Annotated in this window: 20 protein-coding genes; 17 read left to right on the top strand and 3 right to left on the bottom strand. The window is 66.3% G+C overall.

All coding sequences use genetic code 11. The features are described 5' to 3' along the window. The first annotated feature begins 42 nt into the window (after nt 1-42). Nucleotides 43-1,341: a serine hydroxymethyltransferase gene (gene glyA / locus Q0Q36_RS11125; protein WP_293798171.1), complete on the top strand. Its 1,299-nt coding sequence runs from the start codon at nt 43-45 to the stop codon at nt 1,339-1,341. Between the two features lie 30 nt (nt 1,342-1,371). On the opposite strand, the gene Q0Q36_RS11130 is transcribed toward glyA, so the two are convergent. Then, nucleotides 1,372-2,331, bottom strand: a complete 960-nt coding sequence (locus Q0Q36_RS11130) for a hypothetical protein (RefSeq protein ID WP_293798173.1) — start codon at nt 2,329-2,331, stop codon at nt 1,372-1,374. 173 nt (nt 2,332-2,504) lie between these two features. Between Q0Q36_RS11130 and nrdR the strand changes: the two genes are divergently transcribed. The 10 genes from nrdR to Q0Q36_RS11180 all read left to right on the top strand — a co-directional run bounded on the left by nrdR (nt 2,505) and on the right by Q0Q36_RS11180 (nt 12,391). Continuing rightward, nucleotides 2,505-2,999, top strand: coding sequence for a transcriptional regulator NrdR (gene nrdR / locus Q0Q36_RS11135; protein ID WP_265058865.1), 495 nt, complete (start codon nt 2,505-2,507; stop codon nt 2,997-2,999). A gap of 85 nt (nt 3,000-3,084) precedes the next feature. Continuing rightward, complete coding sequence (gene ribD, locus Q0Q36_RS11140; protein WP_293798175.1) at nt 3,085-4,182, top strand: bifunctional diaminohydroxyphosphoribosylaminopyrimidine deaminase/5-amino-6-(5-phosphoribosylamino)uracil reductase RibD; 1,098 nt, start codon at nt 3,085-3,087, stop codon at nt 4,180-4,182. Continuing rightward, complete coding sequence (locus Q0Q36_RS11145; protein WP_293798176.1) at nt 4,182-4,829, top strand: riboflavin synthase; 648 nt, start codon at nt 4,182-4,184, stop codon at nt 4,827-4,829. The genes ribD and Q0Q36_RS11145 overlap by 1 nt, the downstream gene beginning before the upstream one ends. Nucleotides 4,830-4,863: 34 nt before the next feature. Beyond that, a complete protein-coding gene (gene ribH / locus Q0Q36_RS11150) occupies nt 4,864-5,373 on the top strand; it encodes a 6,7-dimethyl-8-ribityllumazine synthase (RefSeq protein WP_293798178.1) in 510 nt (169 codons plus the stop codon). Then, complete coding sequence (gene nusB / locus Q0Q36_RS11155; protein WP_257731627.1) at nt 5,370-5,837, top strand: transcription antitermination factor NusB; 468 nt, start codon at nt 5,370-5,372, stop codon at nt 5,835-5,837. Before ribH ends, nusB begins: the two co-directional genes overlap by 4 nt. Continuing rightward, the gene (thiL, locus tag Q0Q36_RS11160) at nt 5,837-6,832 is read left to right on the top strand and encodes a thiamine-phosphate kinase (RefSeq protein ID WP_293798180.1); all 996 of its coding nucleotides are present in this window, start codon (nt 5,837-5,839) and stop codon (nt 6,830-6,832) included. Before nusB ends, thiL begins: the two co-directional genes overlap by 1 nt. A gap of 37 nt (nt 6,833-6,869) precedes the next feature. Next, nucleotides 6,870-8,072 (top strand): MFS transporter, encoded by a 1,203-nt coding sequence (locus Q0Q36_RS11165; protein WP_293798181.1) that lies wholly within the window; start codon nt 6,870-6,872, stop codon nt 8,070-8,072. 29 nt (nt 8,073-8,101) lie between these two features. Further along, nucleotides 8,102-8,902 (top strand): (S)-ureidoglycine aminohydrolase, encoded by an 801-nt coding sequence (gene allE / locus Q0Q36_RS11170; RefSeq protein ID WP_293798182.1) that lies wholly within the window; start codon nt 8,102-8,104, stop codon nt 8,900-8,902. 209 nt (nt 8,903-9,111) lie between these two features. Continuing rightward, entirely contained in the window at nt 9,112-11,268 is a 2,157-nt protein-coding gene (locus Q0Q36_RS11175; RefSeq protein WP_293798184.1) for a sodium-translocating pyrophosphatase, read from the top strand. A gap of 199 nt (nt 11,269-11,467) precedes the next feature. Further along, complete coding sequence (locus Q0Q36_RS11180; protein WP_293798186.1) at nt 11,468-12,391, top strand: EamA family transporter; 924 nt, start codon at nt 11,468-11,470, stop codon at nt 12,389-12,391. 79 nt (nt 12,392-12,470) lie between these two features. Here the strand turns inward: Q0Q36_RS11180 and Q0Q36_RS11185 are convergent, their stop codons facing one another. Further along, the gene (locus Q0Q36_RS11185; protein WP_293798187.1) at nt 12,471-12,965 is read right to left on the bottom strand and encodes an outer membrane protein assembly factor BamE; all 495 of its coding nucleotides are present in this window, start codon (nt 12,963-12,965) and stop codon (nt 12,471-12,473) included. Between the two features lie 136 nt (nt 12,966-13,101). Here Q0Q36_RS11185 and Q0Q36_RS11190 point away from each other — a divergent pair, with 136 nt between their 5' ends. From Q0Q36_RS11190 to Q0Q36_RS11215, 6 genes are all read left to right on the top strand, one after another. Next, nucleotides 13,102-13,647, top strand: a complete 546-nt coding sequence (locus tag Q0Q36_RS11190; protein WP_293798189.1) for a ubiquinol-cytochrome C chaperone family protein — start codon at nt 13,102-13,104, stop codon at nt 13,645-13,647. Continuing rightward, nucleotides 13,637-14,194, top strand: coding sequence for a DUF177 domain-containing protein (locus Q0Q36_RS11195; RefSeq protein WP_293798190.1), 558 nt, complete (start codon nt 13,637-13,639; stop codon nt 14,192-14,194). Before Q0Q36_RS11190 ends, Q0Q36_RS11195 begins: the two co-directional genes overlap by 11 nt. 114 nt (nt 14,195-14,308) lie before the next feature. Next, nucleotides 14,309-15,367, top strand: a complete 1,059-nt coding sequence (gene plsX, locus Q0Q36_RS11200) for a phosphate acyltransferase PlsX (RefSeq protein ID WP_293798191.1) — start codon at nt 14,309-14,311, stop codon at nt 15,365-15,367. A gap of 13 nt (nt 15,368-15,380) precedes the next feature. Further along, nucleotides 15,381-16,358: a beta-ketoacyl-ACP synthase III gene (locus tag Q0Q36_RS11205; protein ID WP_293798192.1), complete on the top strand. Its 978-nt coding sequence runs from the start codon at nt 15,381-15,383 to the stop codon at nt 16,356-16,358. Nucleotides 16,359-16,548: 190 nt separating this feature from the next. After that, entirely contained in the window at nt 16,549-16,863 is a 315-nt protein-coding gene (locus tag Q0Q36_RS11210; protein WP_047573001.1) for an integration host factor subunit alpha, read from the top strand. Between the two features lie 35 nt (nt 16,864-16,898). Beyond that, nucleotides 16,899-17,405, top strand: a complete 507-nt coding sequence (locus Q0Q36_RS11215) for a MerR family transcriptional regulator (RefSeq protein ID WP_293798234.1) — start codon at nt 16,899-16,901, stop codon at nt 17,403-17,405. Nucleotides 17,406-17,481: 76 nt separating this feature from the next. On the opposite strand, the gene Q0Q36_RS11220 is transcribed toward Q0Q36_RS11215, so the two are convergent. Next, complete coding sequence (locus tag Q0Q36_RS11220; protein ID WP_293798235.1) at nt 17,482-17,961, bottom strand: translation initiation factor 2; 480 nt, start codon at nt 17,959-17,961, stop codon at nt 17,482-17,484. Between the last annotated feature and the right edge of the window lie 191 nt (nt 17,962-18,152).

Below are 18,152 nucleotides of genomic sequence, written 5' to 3' on the forward strand. Positions count from 1 at the left end.
GGAGCCGGGCGCCCACCGGCCGTTGAACTTCAGGAGCCGGACATGACCGACGCCGCGCTGAACAAGCACCTTTCCAACTCCTTCTTCGGCGCCTCGCTGCATGATGCCGATCCCGAGATCGCCCGCGCGATCGACCTGGAGCTCGGTCGCCAGCGCGACGAGATCGAGCTGATTGCCTCCGAGAACATCGTCTCCCGCGCCGTGCTCGAGGCGCAGGGCTCGGTGATGACCAACAAATACGCCGAGGGTTATCCGGGCCGGCGCTACTATGGCGGTTGCCAGTTCGTCGACATCGCCGAGAAGCTCGCGATCGAGCGTGCCACGCGGCTCTTTGGCTGCGCCTATGCCAATGTCCAGCCGAACTCCGGCTCGCAGGCCAACCAGGGCGTCTTCATGGCCCTGATGCAGCCCGGCGACACCTTTATGGGCCTCGACCTTGCTGCCGGCGGGCACCTGACCCATGGCGCGCCGGTCAACCAGTCCGGCAAGTGGTTCAACGTCGTTTCCTACGGCGTCTGCGTCGTCGACCAGATGATCGACTACGACGCGATGGAGCGCCTTGCCGTCGAGCACAAGCCGAAGGTCATCGTCGCCGGTGGCTCGGCCTATGCCCGGCACTGGGACTTCGCCCGCTTCCGCGAGATCGCCGACAAGGTCGGTGCTTATTTCATGGTCGATATCGCCCATTTCGCCGGGCTTGTGGCCGGCGGCGCGCACCCCTCGCCGTTCCCGCATGCCCATGTCGTCACCACCACGACGCACAAGACGCTGCGCGGCCCGCGCGGAGGCATGATCCTGACCAATGACGAGGCGATCGCGAAGAAGGTCAATTCGGCGATCTTCCCGGGCATCCAGGGTGGCCCGCTGATGCATGTCATCGCCGCCAAGGCGGTCTCGTTCCATGAAGCGCTGCAGCCGGAGTTCAAGACCTACGCCCATGCCGTCGTCGCCAACGCCAAGGCGCTGGCCGAGACGCTGAAGTCGAAGGGCTTCGACCTCGTCACCGGCGGCACCGACAACCACCTGATGCTGGTCGATCTGCGCTCGAAGAAGTTGACCGGCAAGGCTGCGGAGGCTGCGCTCGGTCGCGCTCACATCACCTGCAACAAGAATGGCATCCCCTTCGACCCCGAGAAGCCGATGACCACCTCGGGCATCCGCTTGGGCACCCCGGCGGCGACTTCGCGCGGCTTCGGCATCGCCGAGTTCAAGCAGGTCGGCGAGTTGATCGCCGAGGTGCTGGACGGTCTCGCAGCCCATGGCGACGAAGGCAATGCAGCGATCGAGCAGGCGGTCACCGCCAAGGTCAAGGCGCTGACGGCGCGCTTCCCGATCTACTGAGCTGCATCCGCAGGTCATGCTGTTTCGAGCTCAGGGGAATGTGCCCCTGAGCTCGAACATGATCATGTTTTCGCTCTGGTTCCCCCTGTCGGGGCGGTTCTTGCGGCTGAGGTCCACGCCCAGCTTCAGGCTTTCCGCGATCTGATAGGAGGCCGAGGCGCTGCCGGTGAGGTTGTCGTCCTTGATATTGGCGGCAACGGAGAGCCCGAAGCGATCCTTGTTGGCGCTGAGTTTCAGCGTCAGGTCGACCTTGGGCTTCGTCAGGTCGACCTTGTTGGTCGCCGTCAGGTTGATCACGCCATATTTGACCCCGACCTCGCTGGTGATCTCGGGCGCCTTCAGGTTGGCCGTGACGATCTGCAGCGACAGGTCGATCTTGAGCTGCTCCCATTCCAGCTTGCCGGTCACCTTCCCGCCGTAGCGCTCGGCGGTGGGGTCGAAGATGATGTTGCCGACGCTGAGCTTCAGCGCGCCGACCTTGAGCACCTCGAATTTCAGCTTCTCCAGCTCCCGGATGCCCATGCCGTAGAGCGTGCCGGTGGGCTTGGTGATGTAGAGCGCCACGCCGGAACCGACCGCGAGCACGGCGCCGACCACATAGAGAATGCCCTTGTTGTGATCGACCCAGACGCCGATCGCCGATGATTTCGCCGCATCTTCGAAGTTCTTGAGCTGCTTCTCCAGCGCCTTGAACTTCGACGAGTCCTTGATCTGCTTGAGATAGGCGTCGGTCGCGGCGGTTTTCACGCCGTCGATCACGGAGGACTGCAGCTTGCCGATCTCTTCCGGCGTCAATTGCGAGCTGGCGGTCGGGTTGCGGGACTTCGCGAAGTTCAGGACCGCATTTTCGGCCGCCTTGAGCAGCGTCGGGTTCTTGAAAGTCTGGATGAGGCGTTCCGGGGACCGGGCGATCTCGGAATCCACGAGATCAAAGGCCAGCAGCACCAGGCCGCCGAACGCTTCGCCCATATTGCCGCTATTTTCTGCCATGATAGAAGCTCCGCCGCGCTCGCTGTGAAGGTCTCGTCTTCGTCGTCGTGTTGCGCTTCGAGGTTCATCGCCCCGCGCAGCATAGCAGCAGCGGCGCCTTGACGTCTGGCGCGAAAACCGGCGCTGGGGCAAAGAAGCGTCGGGCGTTTCGCTCGTCAGGCAAGGATTCGCGCATGCGCTGCCCCTATTGCAGCTCCCTCGATACGCAGGTGAAGGATTCCCGTCCCACCGACGATCACGCTTCGATCCGCCGCCGCCGGGTCTGCCCGGATTGCGGCGGCCGCTTCACCACCTTCGAGCGCGTGCAGTTGCGCGAACTGACGGTCGTGAAGCGCTCGGGCCGGCGCACGCCCTTTGACCGCGACAAGCTGGAGACCTCGATCGCGCATGCCCTGCGCAAGCGCCCGGTCGCGCCGGAGCGGATCGAGCGCATGGTCAACGGCATCGTCCGCCAGCTCGAAAGCTCCGGCGAGGCGGAAATCCAGAGCTCGGCCATCGGCGAATTGGTGATGGAGGGGCTCAAGGGGCTCGACGACGTCGCCTATGTCCGCTTCGCCTCGGTCTACAAGAATTTCCGCGAGGCCAAGGATTTCGAGGAATTGCTCGGCCAGCTCGGCACGATCGAGGAGGAGGGCGTCTCCGCCCCGCCGCGCCGCGCCGATGATTGATCCCAGGGCTTCTTCACACGAAGCGGCCATCGCTTCGCGTGAAGACAATGCGTCGGACCGACAGCAAGCGATTGATCGCGCCTTCATGCGTCAGGCGCTGGCCTATGGCGCCCGCGGCCTCGGTACGACCGGAACCAATCCATCGGTCGGCGCCATCGTCACGCGCGACACGCCTGATGGTCCCGTGGTCGTCGCGCGTGGCCATACCCAACCCGGCGGCCGCCCGCATGGCGAGGCGCATGCCTTCTCGCGGGCCGGCGCGGCCTCGATGGGCGGCACGCTCTATGTCACGCTCGAACCCTGCTCGCATCGCTCGGTGCGCGGCGGCATCCCTTGCGTCGAGCACACCATCCTCTCGGGCGTGAAGCGCGTCGTCTCGGCGATGTCCGACCCCAACCCCTTCATCGCCGGGCTCGGCCATGCGCTGCTGCGCACGGCCGGCATCGAAGTCACGGTCGGCGTGCTGGAGGAGGAGGCGCGGCGCAGCCATCGCGGCTATCTCACGCGCATCACGCAGGGCCGCCCGATGGTGACCTTCAAGATCGCCCGCACCGCCGATGGCTATGCCGGCGGGGCCGGGGGCACGCCGCTCGCCGTCTCAGGGCCGGTTGCCGGCGGCTGGGTCCATCTCCAGCGCGCCCATCACGACGTCATCATGCTCGGCATCGGTTCGGTCCTTGCGGACGACCCGCAACTCACGGTGCGCCTGCCGGGCATGGCGGATCGTTCGCCGATCCGCGTCATCCTCGACACGCATCTGCGCCTGCCTCTGGCCTCGAAGCTCGTCCGCACGGCCCATGAGGTCCCCGTCTGGGTGATCGCGGCCGAGACCGCGCTCATCGAGCCGGAGCAGGCTCTGGTCGCGGCCGGCGTCGAGGTCATGCGGGTCTCGCTGGGGTCCGACGGCCATCTCGACCTCGCCGAAGCGCTGACCTTGCTCGGCACGCGCGGCATCAACCGTGTTTTCTCGGAAGGCGGGCCGCGCATCGGCGAGAAGCTCGCGCTGGCGGGCCTTGCCGACGAGGTCATCGTCTCGACCTCCCCGAAAACGCTGGGGCAGCCTGGCATCCTTGCGGTGCGTCCGGGGCTTGCCGCGCAGTTGGCGGACCCCGATCTATACGCCCTTGTCGAGACCGGCCTGATCGGTCAGGACCGTTTCGAGCATTTTACGAGGAGAGGCTGATGTTCACCGGCATCGTCACCGCCATCGGCGAGGTCGTGGAGGCAGAGCGCAAGGGGCCGAGCCTCAAGCGTCTCGCCATCGCCTGCCCCTATGAGGCCGAGGGCATCGCCATCGGCGCCTCGATCGCTTGCGCCGGCGTCTGCCTGACCGTGACCGCGCTGCGACCGCGGACGGATGGCGAGCCCGGCTGCATCTTCCAGGTCGAGGCTGCCGCCGAGACGCTGGCGAAGACGCTGGTCGGCGATTGGGAGCCGGGCACGCGCATCAATCTCGAGCGCTCGCTCAAGGTTGGCGACGAGCTCGGCGGCCATCTCGTCGTCGGCCATGTCGACGGTCCCGGCCGCATCCTGAAGATCGACGCGATCGAGCCCGATCCCGACGAGCCCTGGGGTGCGACGGCGCGCTTCCACATTCGCGCCCCGCAAGGGCTGGAGCGCTTCATCGCGACCAAGGGCTCGATCTGCCTCGATGGCACCTCGCTCACCATCAACACGGTCGAGGACGATGTCTTTACCGTCCTGCTGATTCCGCACTCCTTCGCGGTCACCACCTGGGGGGAGCGTAAGGAGGGAGACTCCGTTCATGTCGAGGTCGATCTGATGGCACGGTATGCCGCGCGGCTTGCGGAGGCGCGCCCGCAAGGGTAACCAGCCCGATCACATTCCAAGAAGGACAGAAGAAATGGCCGGACCCCGGCAGACCTCGGCCGACAAGGCCGCAACTCCTGCCGTCGAGATCGACGGCGCCCGCGTCCTCGTGGTCGAGGCACGCTTCTATGACAAGTACGCCGACGAATTGCTGGCGGGCGCGATGGCTGCGCTGGAGGAGGCTGGATGCCGTGTCGACGTCGTCACCGTTCCCGGTGCGCTCGAAATCCCCTCGGCGATCGTCATCGGCCTGCGCGCTGCAGACGAGGCCGTCGACCCCTATGAGGCGGTCGTCGCGCTCGGCACCGTCATCCGCGGCGAGACCGGCCATTACGACATCGTCGCGGGCGAAAGCTCGCGCGCGCTGATGGATCTCTCGGTCGCCTTCGCGCTGCCGCTCGGCAACGGCATCCTGACCGTCGAGAACGAGGCGCAGGCCTGGGCCCGCGCCAATCGCGAGGACATGAACAAGGGCGGCGGCGCTGCCGAAGCCGCGCTCGCCGTGCTGCGCTACAAGCGCTCGCTGGTGGAGCCGTCCCAATGAGCCGCGCCGAGAAGCGGCGCGGGGCGCGGCTCTCGGTCGTGCAGGCGCTCTACGAGATGGAAATCGGCGGCCGTGGCGTCGTCGAGGCGATGGCCGAGTTCGAGCATTTCTGGATCGGCAAGGAGGTCGAGGAGATCGAACTGCCGGAGGCGGAGATCGCCTTCTTCCGCGACATCCTCGGCGGCGTCGTCCGCGAGCAGCGTCTTGTCGACCGCACCGTCGACGAATTGCTGGCCAAGGACTGGCCGCTGAAGCGCGTCGAGGCGGTGGTCCGCGCGATCCTGCGCGCCGGCGCCTATGAGCTCGCCTTCCGTAAGGACGTGCCGGCCCGCGCCGTGATCTCCGAATATGTCGCGGTCGCGCGCGCTTTCTACGAGGGCGACGAGATCGGCATGGTCAACGCCGTGCTCGATCGCATGGCCCGCGACTTCCGCGCCGACGAGTTCGACCCCGCCAGCGCCTGATGACCGAACCGTCCCGCCCCGGCGAATTCGAGCTGATCGCCCGCTACTTCGCGCCGATCGCCGGGCCGGGCGGGCTTGGCCTCCTTGATGATGCCGGCCTGCTGCGGCCGGGCCGCGGCTATGAGGTCGTGGTCACGGCCGACGCCTTGGTCGCCGGGGTCCACTTTTTCCCCGACGATCCGCCGGCTGCGATCGGTTGGAAGGCGCTTGCCGTCAATCTCTCCGATCTCGCCGCCAAGGGCGCGAAGCCCGAGGGCTTCGTCCTGACGCTCGCCCTGCCGCGCGGCTGGACGGAAGGTTGGCTTGCCGATTTCGCCGCGGGCCTCGCCCGCATGGCCGAGGCCGCGGGCTGCCCGCTCATCGGCGGCGACACCGTCTCGACCTCGGGGCCGCTCACACTCTCGATTACCGCCTTTGGCACCGTCCCGGCCGGGCGGATGGTCCGGCGTTCCGGTGCTAAGCCGGGCAATGTCGTGCTCGTCTCCGGCAGCATCGGCGACGGCGCGCTCGGGCTCAAGGTCCATGGCCCGGACAAGCCGGACTGGGTCGCTGCGCTCGGCGCCGAGGACCGTGCCTTTCTTGCCGATCGCTACCTGCATCCGCAGCCGCGCCATGCCCTGGCCGATGCATTGCAGCGCCATGCCTCGGCAGCCATGGACATATCCGACGGCCTCGTCGGCGATCTCGCCAAGCTCCTGAAGGCCTCCGGCGTGGGCGCCGAGATCGATCTCGACGCGGTTCCGCTCTCGGGTCCGGCCCGCGCCGCGCTCATGGCTGCTCCCGCATTGGCGGAACTGGCCTGGACCGGCGGGGACGACTACGAAATTCTCTGCACGGCCTCGGAAAGGGAATATCCTGCTCTGGTTGCGGCAGCGGAAGGAGCAATGCTTCTGTTGACGCCGATCGGGCGGGTCTCGGATGAGGCCGGCGTGGTGACTTATCGCGGGAAGGGTGGGGCGCAGAGCTTCGCGCAGGGTTCCTTCTCCCATTTCTGACGGCGGCGCATCACGGCGACCGCGGGGCGGCGTTGTGATGGATCAGCATTTCTCGGCTCTCGACGGCGACAGGCTCGCAAAGCGCAACGCCCTGGTCCTTGCCGGCGCCCAGGCTCTCGGCGGCGCCAACCCGGCGATCATCGTCTCGCTCGGTGGCCTTGTCGGCGCCCAGCTTGTCGCCGACAAGGCGTTCGCCACAGTGCCTGTCAGCCTGCTCCAGCTCGGCATCGCGTCGGGCGTCATTCCGGCCGCGATGATCATGCGCAAGCTCGGGCGGCGTAGCGGCTATCTGATCGGCGCGCTTGTCGGCGCTGCAGGGGCTAGCCTTGCCGCAGGCGGCGTCACGCTGCGCCTGTTCTGGCTGTTCTGCTTGGGCACCTTCGTCTGCGGGCTCTATGGCTCCTTCGTCCAGAGCTATCGCTTCGCCGCGGCCGATACCGCGAGCAACGACTTCCGCCCTCGTGCGATTTCCTGGGTGATGATCGGCGGCCTCGTTGCCGGTGTCATCGGGCCGCAATCCGTCTATTGGACGCGCGATCTGACGCCTGCCACGCCCTTTGCCGCCAGCTTCCTCGCTCAGGGCGTGCTGGCGCTGCTGGCGATCGCTATCGTCTCGCAACTGCGCCCGCCGCCGCCTGCTGCCATCCGCTCCGGCGGGGGGCGTCCCCTGGGCGTGATCATGCGCCAGCCCAAGTTCATCGCCTCGGTCACGGCTTCGCTCGTCGCCTACGGCCTGATGAGCTTCGTGATGACCGCTGCGCCGATGGCGATGGTCGCCTGCGGCCATTCGGTCGGTGACGCTGCGCTGGGCATCCAGTGGCACGTCCTCTCGATGTTCGGGCCCAGCTTCTTCACCGGGCGGCTGATCGCCCGTTTCGGCAAGGGCACGGTGACGGTCGTCGGGCTTGGCCTGACGGCGCTCGCCGCTGTCGTCGGCCTGACCGGCCTCAGCGTCGGCCATTTCTGGCTGGCTTTGATCCTGCTCGGCGTCGGCTGGAATTTCGGCTTCATCGGCGCGACCGCGCTGGTGACCGATTGCTACCGGCCGGAGGAGCGGGTGAAGGTCCAGGCCGCCAACGACTTCCTCGTCTTCGGTTCGGTCGCCATCGCTTCCTTCTCGTCCGGCGGCCTGCTCAGCCATGGCGGCTGGAACGCCGTGAACTGGCTGGTCTTCCCGCCCGTCGCGATTGCCCTCATGTTGGTCGCTTGGCAGCGCTTCCAGCGGCCTGCCACGGCCTGAGTGGCAGAACCGGCAATCGGAGCAGATCGATGAACAACCGCGCCTTCCCGCCTGCGACCGGCCAGGTTCCGCCCGGCGCCATCGGGCATAACCGCGGTGTCATCAAGTCCAACTACGCCTTCATGCCGCCCGAGGGCGTGCTGGTCAGCCGCCTGCCGCAATATCGCGACACGATCGCCCGCGTTCTCACGGGGCCGGTCATGGGCGCTGCCTTCGCCCAATACGTGCTCGAGATCGCGCCCGGCGGCGGCACGCCGGCCGCCTTCAGCGAGGACGGCATCCAGCATTTCTTCTACGTCCTCTCGGGCGAAGCACGGATTGCGGTCGCGGGCGGTGCGGCGCAGGCACTCACGGCCGGAGGCTTCGCCTATCTGCCGCCGGCGACCGCCTTCACTTTGCGCAACGAATCGGCTCAGGGCATCCGCGTGCTCGCGCTGCGCAAGCGCTATGAGCCGGCGCCGGGTCTGGCCACGCCGGAGCCGATCGTCTCGCATCAGGACGCCGTGCCGATGGCGAATCACACCGGCATGGAGGGGCGCGGCTTCCAGTTCCTGCTGCCTTATGGCGACATGCGCTTCGATTTCGAGATGAACCTGATGTGGTTCAAGCCGGGCGTCTGCTTTCCGGCGGTCGAGACCCATGTTATGGAGCACGGGCTCTACATGCTGGAAGGGCAGGGGCTCTATCTTCTCGGTGCCGACTGGCACGAGATCTGGGAGCGGGATTTCATCTGGATGGGCGGTTTCTGCCCGCAGCAATTCTATCCGACGGGCTATGGCGACGCCTGCTATCTGCTCTACAAGAACGTCAATCGCGATCTCGCGCTTTAGAGCTTTCGCCGTTCTGCCTGACATTCGACCAAATTTGTAAGCCGGGGCGTTTGCGCTCCTCGCCGAAACTTGCCACAAATTCGCCTGACACTGGCGACGCGAGGCGGGCCTTGAGTCTTTAGGGCCCGTTTTTTCGCTGCCTGACGTCCAACGCTGCAAAGAGGAGCGATCACGCTCCCACGGCTGGAAGCTCAAGGTCAGGAAATCGAATGTCAGCTCTGCTTCTCATCATCATATTGAGTGCGCTTTCCATAGCCTACGGCGTCTGGGCCTATGGCGATGTGATGAAGCGCGATGCCGGCAACCAGCGCATGCAGGAGATTTCCGGTGCGGTCGCCGAAGGCGCTCAGGCCTATCTGAAGCGCCAGTACATGACCATTTCGATGGTCGGCGTCGTGCTTTTCGTCGCGCTCGCCTGGCTGCTCGGCAAATGGGTGGCGATCGGCTTCCTGATCGGCGCGGTGCTCTCGGGCATGGCCGGATTCATCGGCATGAACGTCTCGGTACGCGCCAACGTCCGCACGGCACAGGCCGCGATGCAGTCGCTGGGCGAGGGCCTCGACGTGGCCTTCAAGGCGGGCGCCGTCACCGGCATGCTCGTCGCCGGCCTCGCGCTGCTCGGCGTTGCCGTCTATTACGGCGTCCTGACCTCCTTCCTCGGCTTCGAGGCGTCCAGCCGCACGGTGATCGATTCGCTGGTGGCGCTCGGCTTCGGCGCCTCGCTGATCTCGATCTTCGCCCGTCTCGGCGGCGGCATCTTCACCAAGGGCGCCGATGTCGGCGCCGACCTCGTCGGCAAGGTCGAGGCCGGCATCCCCGAGGATGATCCGCGCAACCCCGCGACCATCGCCGACAACGTCGGTGACAACGTCGGCGACTGCGCCGGCATGGCTGCCGACCTGTTCGAGACCTATGCGGTGACGCTGGTCGCAACCATGGTGCTCGCCGCGATCTTCTTCGCCGGCCAGCCCGTACTCGGCACGATGATGCTCTACCCGATGGCGATCGGCGCGGCCTGCATCGTCACCTCGATCATCGGCACCTTCTTCGTGAAGCTCGGCGCCAACCAGTCGATCATGGGGGCGCTCTACAAGGGCTTCATCGCCGCTGGCGTGCTCTCGGTCGGCGCGATTGCGGCCGTGAACTACGTGATGTTCGGCGGCTTCTCCGCCGCCTTCAAGACGGCGCAGGGCGTCAGCTTCACCTCGGGCGCGCTCTTCGGCTGCGCGCTGGTCGGCCTTGCCGTCACGCTCTGCATCGTCGTCATCACCGAATACTATACCGGCACCGGCAAGCGCCCGGTCGTCTCGATCGCCCAGGCCTCGGTGACCGGCCACGGCACCAACGTCATCCAGGGCCTCGCAGTATCCTTGGAATCGACGGCGCTGCCGACGATCGTCATCATCGCCGGCATCATCGTCACCTACAGCCTCGCCGGCCTGTTCGGCATCGCCATCGCTACCACCGCCATGCTGGCGCTGGCCGGCGTGGTCGTGGCGCTCGACGCCTTCGGCCCGGTCACCGACAATGCCGGCGGCATCGCCGAAATGGCGGGCCTGCCCAAGGAGGTCCGTCACTCCACCGACGCGCTGGACGCGGTCGGCAACACCACCAAGGCGGTCACCAAGGGCTACGCGATCGGCTCGGCCGGCCTCGGCGCGCTCGTGCTCTTCGCTGCCTATACCTCGGACCTGAACTTCTTCATCTCCGAGGCCAACAAGGCCGGCGGCACGGCGTTCCAGTACTTCAAGGGCGTCACCGTCGATTTCTCGCTGTCCAACCCCTACGTCGTCGTCGGCCTGCTGCTCGGCGGCCTCATCCCCTTCCTCTTCGGCGGCATGGGCATGACGGCGGTCGGGCGCGCGGCGGGCTCCGTCGTCGAGGAAGTCCGCCGGCAGTTCCGCGAGAAGCCCGGCATCATGGAAGGCAAGGACCGGCCCGATTACGGCCGCGCCGTCGACATGCTGACCCGCGCCGCTATCAAGGAAATGGTCGTGCCCTCGCTCCTGCCGGTGCTGGCGCCGATCGTGACCTATTTCGTGATCTACTGGATCGCCGGCAAGAACAACGCCTTCGCGGCCGTCGGCGCCATGCTGATGGGCGTGATCGTCACCGGCATCTTCGTCGCGATCTCGATGACCTCGGGCGGCGGCGCCTGGGACAATGCCAAGAAGAGCTTCGAGGACGGCTTCGTCGATAAGGACGGCGTGCGCCATCTCAAGGGCTCCGACGCGCACAAGGCCTCGGTGACCGGCGACACCGTCGGCGACCCCTACAAGGACACGGCGGGCCCCGCCGTGAACCCGGCGATCAAGATCACCAACATCATCGCCCTGCTGCTGCTGGCGATCCTGGCGCATTCCTGATCGCAAGCCTGGTCGAGGCCATCACGAACCCGCGGCAAAAGCCGCGGGTTTTTCTTGTCGGGCAACGGTTTGCGCCTGCGACTTGAATCAAGCCGGCAGGCTGTTGAATCAAGCTCGCAAGCTACGGCCGGGAGCGTAGTGTTGCCGCATGCCGTCAGGTGAAAGTGCTGGCATGGTCCCGCTCGACCAAGGAGTGACCATGTCCATACAAACGCTCGACACCGCATCGGCGGCCCCGAACCGCGCTACTGAAATCGTCCTGCTTCTGGTGCTCGCCACGCTCTGGGGCGGCTCCTACAGCTTCATCAAGATCGGCGTGGAGACGATCCCGCCGCTGACGCTGATCGCGGCACGCACCCTCATTGCCGGGCTGATCCTGCTCGCGGTCATTCGCTGGCGCGGCCTGCGCCTGCCGCGCGACCTCGTGTCCTGGCGACGCTTTTTCACCCAAGCCCTGCTGAACAGCGTCGTGCCGTTCACGCTGATCGCCTGGGCTGAGCGCAGCGTCGATGCCGGCCTCGCCTCGATCCTCAACGGTACCACGCCGGTCTTCGTCTTCCTGATCTCGCTCGCGCTGATGCCCAAGCGCCGGCCCGATTGGCGCAAGGGGCTGGGCGTCGCGGCCGGCGTCGCCGGCATCAGCCTGATCGTCGGTGTCGACGCCTTCTCGGGACTGGGCTCGCAAGCGATGCCGCAACTGGCCATCGTCGCCGCGACCGTCGCCTACGCCTTCGCGGCGCTGTTCGGCCGGCATTTCACCGGCATGGACCCCTTGCTGCCGGCCGCTGGCTCGATGTTGACCGGCACGGCCCTGCTGATTCCGGCCGCGCTCATCGTCGACAGGCCCTGGACGCTGGCGCCCTCGCAGGAATCCGTGCTGGCGCTGCTCGCCCTATCGGTCGTCTCGACGGCGCTCGCCTTCGCCATCTATTTCCGGCTCATCCGGACGCTGGGGTCAGTAGGGACGACGGCAGTATCTTATTTGCGCGTGCCGGTTGGCGTCGCGATCGGCTTCGTCTTTCTGGGCGAGCGCCTGCAACCGACGGCCTGGATCGGGCTTGCGCTGGTCGTGCTGGGCGTCCTGTCGATGACGCTCCCGGAGCGGAAAAGCGCGGCGAATTGAAACCTGCACCGGCCTGAAAAAGCAAAACCCCGCGGCGACGCCGTGGGGTTCGTCGTCTTCCGAACGTCGTCGTGCCCGCTTACGAGCCGAGCGGGTTGAACTTGGTGACCCCGCGGAACAGGTTGCGCAGGAAGCTCTGCTCCTCGCCGCCCGTTGGCGTGGTACGGCTGATGAAGTCGAAGATCACGCCGTCCTGCAGCCCGTAATGGGCGATGCGCTCGACCTTGAAGCTCTTGTTGAAATAGACGACCAGTACCTGCTGGTCGATGACCGCCGGGTCCTGGAACTGGAATCGGCGCCGCATCGTCTGGCTGATATAGTAGAAGGTGCGATTGCCGACCGTCGAAGTGGTCGAGGGCGTGCCGAGCGTGGTCAGCACGGCCTGCACGTCCATCCCGACCTTGACCTGCGCGATCAGCCCTTCGTCCATCACGAAGCCGCGCTTGAATTCCTCGTTGATGCCCGCGGAGGTTGGCAGCACGAAGCCGCCGACATCCGGGCCGCAGCCGGCCAGCACAAGGGAGGTGGTCGCGAGGGCTCCGAGCAGAGCCGTGCGGCGGGTGATCTGGGTCATGCGGGCACGATCCGAAAGGCGAGCACGGCCGGGACGATCCAAGCCGCTTGTCAAAAGGGTAAGGGTTGGCGTAACGCCCGAGGATGGCTTTGGCAAGGCGAGGGCGCCCCGTGCAGGAGCGGGCGGGAGTAAAGAGTTGATTTTCGGGTTGTTCGGCAAGCGCAGCAATCGACGCTCTCCTGTGGACACGCTGTTCGGGCGGGTGGCCGAGGCTTCGCGCCTGCCCGCGCTCTATGTCGGTGGCGGGATTCCCGACAGCTTCGAGGGCCGTTTCGAATCGCTGACCCTGCATGTCCTGCTGGTGCTGCGCCGTCTGCGCGAGCTGCCGCCGCCGGCCGCCGAATTGGCGCAGGAGTTGGTGGATGCCTGCTTCGCCTATCTGGAGCTGGGCTTCCGCAATGGCGGCATCAGCGACATCGCCGTGCCCAAGAAGATGAAGAAGATCGGCCAGATGTTCTATGGCCGCGTGCAGGCCTATGAGGCCGCGCTGGCGGCGCCGGGCCTCGACGCATTGGCCGAGGCGCTGGGGCGCAATGCTTGCAAGCCGGAGGCGGCGCCTGCGCTGGCGGCTTATGTTCGGGCCGCGCAGGAAGCGCTCGCGACCGCCGATCTCGACGACATCATGAATCGGGAAGCACTCTTTCCCGCCTTCGCGATCCGGGAGGCTGCCCATGGCGCATGATCATCAGCCGGCTTCGCCGCTCAAGCATCCGGTCCGTGTCGAGTCGATCCGCCCGCGCGGCACCGAGGTCGTGGTCCGGGCGGAAGCGGGGCAATTGCCGGGCATTGCGACGATGCTTGGCCTCGTCTCCATCGAGGCGTTGGAGGGGCGCTATACCCTCACGCGCAACGGCGACCGCGTGAAGCTCGATGGCCGCATCGCGGCCCGCCTGCACCAGGCCTGCATCGTGACGCTCGATCCGTTCCCGGTTCAGCTCGACGTGCCCGTGCAGCTCGATTTCGCGCCCGAAGAGGACATCGCGGCCTTCGCGCGGCGCAACGATCGCGACGATGCCGAGATCGACATCGAAGTGCTGCTGAACGAGCAAGATCCGCCCGAGCCGATCATCGACGGAATCATCGATCTCGGCGGCATCACGCTGGAGTTCTTGGCGCTGGCGCTCGATCCCTACCCGCGCAAGCCCGGCGCCAGCTTCGAGTCGTCGGCAGGCGACAGCGGCACGGAATCGCCTTTCGCGGCGCTCGCAAAGTTGAAACGCGGTGACTGAAGCGTCCTCCGGCTCTTGCGCTGCTTGCGGCTACGGTCCAAGTCGCTATTGTCCGGCCGGCACTGAGCCGTCCCGGATCGAAGGTCGGCCATTCCCGGGACACGCCAGAATTCCATGACAAGACCGGTTACAATCGCGCTCGATGCGATGGGCGGGGATCACGGCCCTTCCGTCGTCATTCCCGGCGCCGCCCTAATGCTTGAGCGTCGCCCGGACGCGCGCTTCGTCATCTTCGGAGACGAGAAGCAGGTGCTGCCGCTGATCGACCAGCATCCCAAGCTCAAGGCCGTCACGACCTTCCACCACACCGAAGTCTCGGTGAAGATGGACGACAAGCCGAGCCAGGCGCTCCGCTATGGCCGCTACAAGTCCTCGATGTGGCGCGCGATCGACGCCACCAAGACCGGAGAGGCGCATGTCACCGTCTCCGCCGGCAATACCGGCGCGCTGATGGCGATGTCGAAATTCTGCCTGAAGTCGATGCCGCAGGTCGATCGGCCGGCGCTCGCCGGCCTGTGGCCGACCGCGCGCGGCGAAAGCATCGTGCTCGATCTCGGCGCCACGATCGGCGCGGATGCGCGTCATCTCGTCGATCTCGCGGTGATGGGCGCGGCCATGGCCCGCGTCGTGCTCGATCTCGATCGGCCGACCGTCGGCCTGCTCAATGTCGGCGTCGAGGAGATCAAGGGCGTCGAGGCGGTCAAGGAAGCCGGCCGCATCCTGCGCGAAAGCAACCTGCCGCATCTCGCCTATCACGGCTTCGTCGAGGGCGACGATCTCGGCAAGGGCACGGTCGACGTCGTCGTCACCGAGGGCTTCACCGGCAATATCGCGCTCAAGACCGCCGAAGGCACCGCCAAGCAGATCGCCGAATATCTGCGCGCCGCGATGGGCCGTTCGCTGATGTCGAAAATCGGCTATGTTTTCGCCCGCGGCGCCTTCGCGGCGTTGAAGGACAAGCTCGATCCGCGCAAGTCGAACGGCGGCGTCTTTCTCGGTCTGGAAGGCATCGTCGTCAAGAGCCATGGCGGCACGGACGCGATCGGCTTCGCCAGCGCCGCCGAATTGGGTTATGAAATGGCACGCGAGGACCTGATGGCTAAGGTCCGCGAAATGGTCGCCGCGAGCACGCGTCCGGAGCTGACGGTCGCGCAGCCTGCCGAGACCGAGTAAGGAACAGCCTCCTTTGTCCATCCTGCGCTCTCAAGTCGTCGGCTGCGGCTCCTATCTGCCCGCGCGCATCGTCACCAATGCCGAGCTCGCCGCGCGCGTCGACACCAGCGACGAGTGGATCGTCCAGCGCACCGGCATCCGCCAGCGCCATGTCGCGGCCGATGACGAGCCGACTTCCATCGTCGGCCTCAAGGCAGCGCAGGCGGCGATCGCCGATGCCGGCATCGACCCCACCGAGATCGACCTGATCATCGTGGCGACCGCGACGCCGGACCACACCTTTCCCGCAACCGCGACGCAGATCCAGGCGGCGCTGGGCATCAATGGCGGTGCGGCTTTCGACGTGCAGGCTGTCTGCTCCGGCTTCGTCTTCGCGCTGGCGACGGCCGACAAGTTCCTGACCACGGGCGGCGCTCGCGCGGCCCTCGTCATCGGCGCCGAGACCTTCTCGCGCATCCTCGACTGGGAGGATCGCGCCACCTGCGTGCTGTTCGGCGACGGTGCCGGTGCGGTGGTGCTGAAGGCAGTGCCGGGCGAGGGCACGTTGGCCGATCGCGGCATTCTCACCACCCATATCCGGTCGGATGGCCGCTACAAGGACAAGCTCTATGTCGACGGCGGCGCAGGCTCGACCAAGACGGTCGGCTTCCTGCGGATGGAGGGCAAGGAGGTCTTCCGCCACGCCGTCACCAATCTCGCCGAGACAGTGCGCCACACTTTCGAGCAGACGGGCCTGTCCGGCGCCGATATCGACTGGTTCGTGCCGCATCAGGCCAACCGCCGCATCATCGATGCCACCGCCGACAAGCTCGGCATCAGCCACGACCATGTCGTCGTCACGGTCGACCGCCACGGCAACACCTCGGCGGCGTCGATCCCGCTCGCTCTGGCGGAGGCCCATGCCGATGGTCGCATCAGGCGCGGGCAACTCGTCCTGATCGAGGCGATGGGTGGCGGATTCACCTGGGGCTCGGCCCTGATCCGCTGGTGACCTTGCGGTAGAGAATTCGCGAAAATTGTCATGAAACATCGCTATTTTGGGTCAAATTCGGCCTAGCACGGCACATTAGCCGCGCTTGAGGATTGACCCGCGCGACGGGGGGGCCTAGCGTCCGCCGTCCGTAATGGCGAAAGGCCGGCGGTTTTCCGCCGCTGCCTGCAATGCGCCTTGGAGGATATGAATGGCGGGGCAAACGGTCACTCGCGCGGACCTGTGCGAGGCTGTCTACCAGAAGATCGGCTTGTCGCGGACGGAGTCGTCGAAGCTCGTCGAAGCGGTGCTCGACGAGATCTGCGACGCGGTCGCGCGCGGCGAGAATGTGAAATTGTCCTCGTTCGGTTCTTTCGTCGTACGAGACAAAGGCGAACGAATCGGGCGTAATCCCAAAACTGGCGTTGAGGTGCCCATCGAGCCGCGTCGCGTGATGGTGTTCAAACCCTCGAACGTGATGAAGGCCCGCATCAACGGGCAGACGGGTGAGGGTGAGACTGAGTGAACCTGGAGTTCCACGCCGGCGATACCGAGGCCGAATTGGACACCAAGAGCCCAGATGCCTTCCGGACCATCAGCGAGGTCGCCGAAGACCTCGACATACCTCAGCACGTGCTGCGGTTCTGGGAGACCCGCTTCAATCAGATCAAGCCGCTGAAACGTGGCGGCGGGCGCCGCTACTACCGGCCTGATGACGTCGCCCTGCTCAAGGGCATAAGGCGCCTGCTCTATGGCGAAGGCTATACGATCAAGGGCCTGCAGCGCATCCTGAAGGAACAGGGACCGCGCCATGTCCAGGCGATCGGGCGCGGAGCGCCGATCGGGGCCATGAGCGGTGCTGCCGCGGCCGGCGCACCCACGCCCGGTGGTCAGGCGGCTATGCCCGACGATTTTGCCGACGGTCCGACGGAGCCGCGGCAGCCTTACCGGCAGGCCGTTCCCGAGGGGCTCGACGACGTCTCCATCCTGACGGCGGTGATGAAGGAGCTCGGCGAGTGCCGACGCATCCTCGAACAAGCCTTGCAACCTGCGCCTGACGCGGCCTGATAGAAGACGGAGCCGCGGCTCTGCCGCGCTCCGTCTCTCATGTTCCAGCTAACTCGTTGAGGGCGTGCGCCGCCGGTCAGCTCTGCGGTGCTTCATCGGCTTCAACGCGCGGGGCTCGCTCGCGGCGGATGGCAGGCTTGTGTTTCCCGCGGCCAAGCGGGCCAGCCTTCTTCAGCGGCACGAGACTGGCGAGCACCGGATTGGGAAAATGCTCGAGCGTCGAGCCCGTGGCGGCGTCGACCCCCATGCCGACGACACCACCGATCAGAATGTTTCCGGCGAAACCGGCCGCGCCGGCTCCGGCAATGCGTGTCGAGACCGGCACCTGCATCTCGGCGTACCCCTCTTTCGAGAAGGTGACGACGAATTCCGATTTGCGGCTGACTTCCCAAGTGCAAGGCGTGGCCGTGCACGCATGCCCCAGCGACGAGCGGGCCTCGGCACCTCCGGGCTCGCTGCTGATCGTGATCTGATTGGTTGTTCCGCGCGTGACGGTCGCGCATCCACCCAGCGTCGCGGCCAATGCAGCCGCGCCGAGAACTCGTATTATCAACATGTTAAGCCCCTTTCCCCAAGGGCTAGCTAGATTCTGTCGTGGCAAAAGAGCAAGGCGGGCATGCGTGTGAGCTGTGTACAACTTGCACGCGTGCCAGATTGGCAGCCTTGATGTCCCAATCTCGCCACATAGCTACGAAGGCGCCGAGAGGGATCTCGGGCTTTTTGGGCGCGAGCCGCTGCGCCTGACCC

This window comes from uncultured Allobosea sp., assembly GCF_945957345.1.
In the GTDB taxonomy this organism is placed as follows: Bacteria; Pseudomonadota; Alphaproteobacteria; order Rhizobiales; family Beijerinckiaceae; genus Allobosea.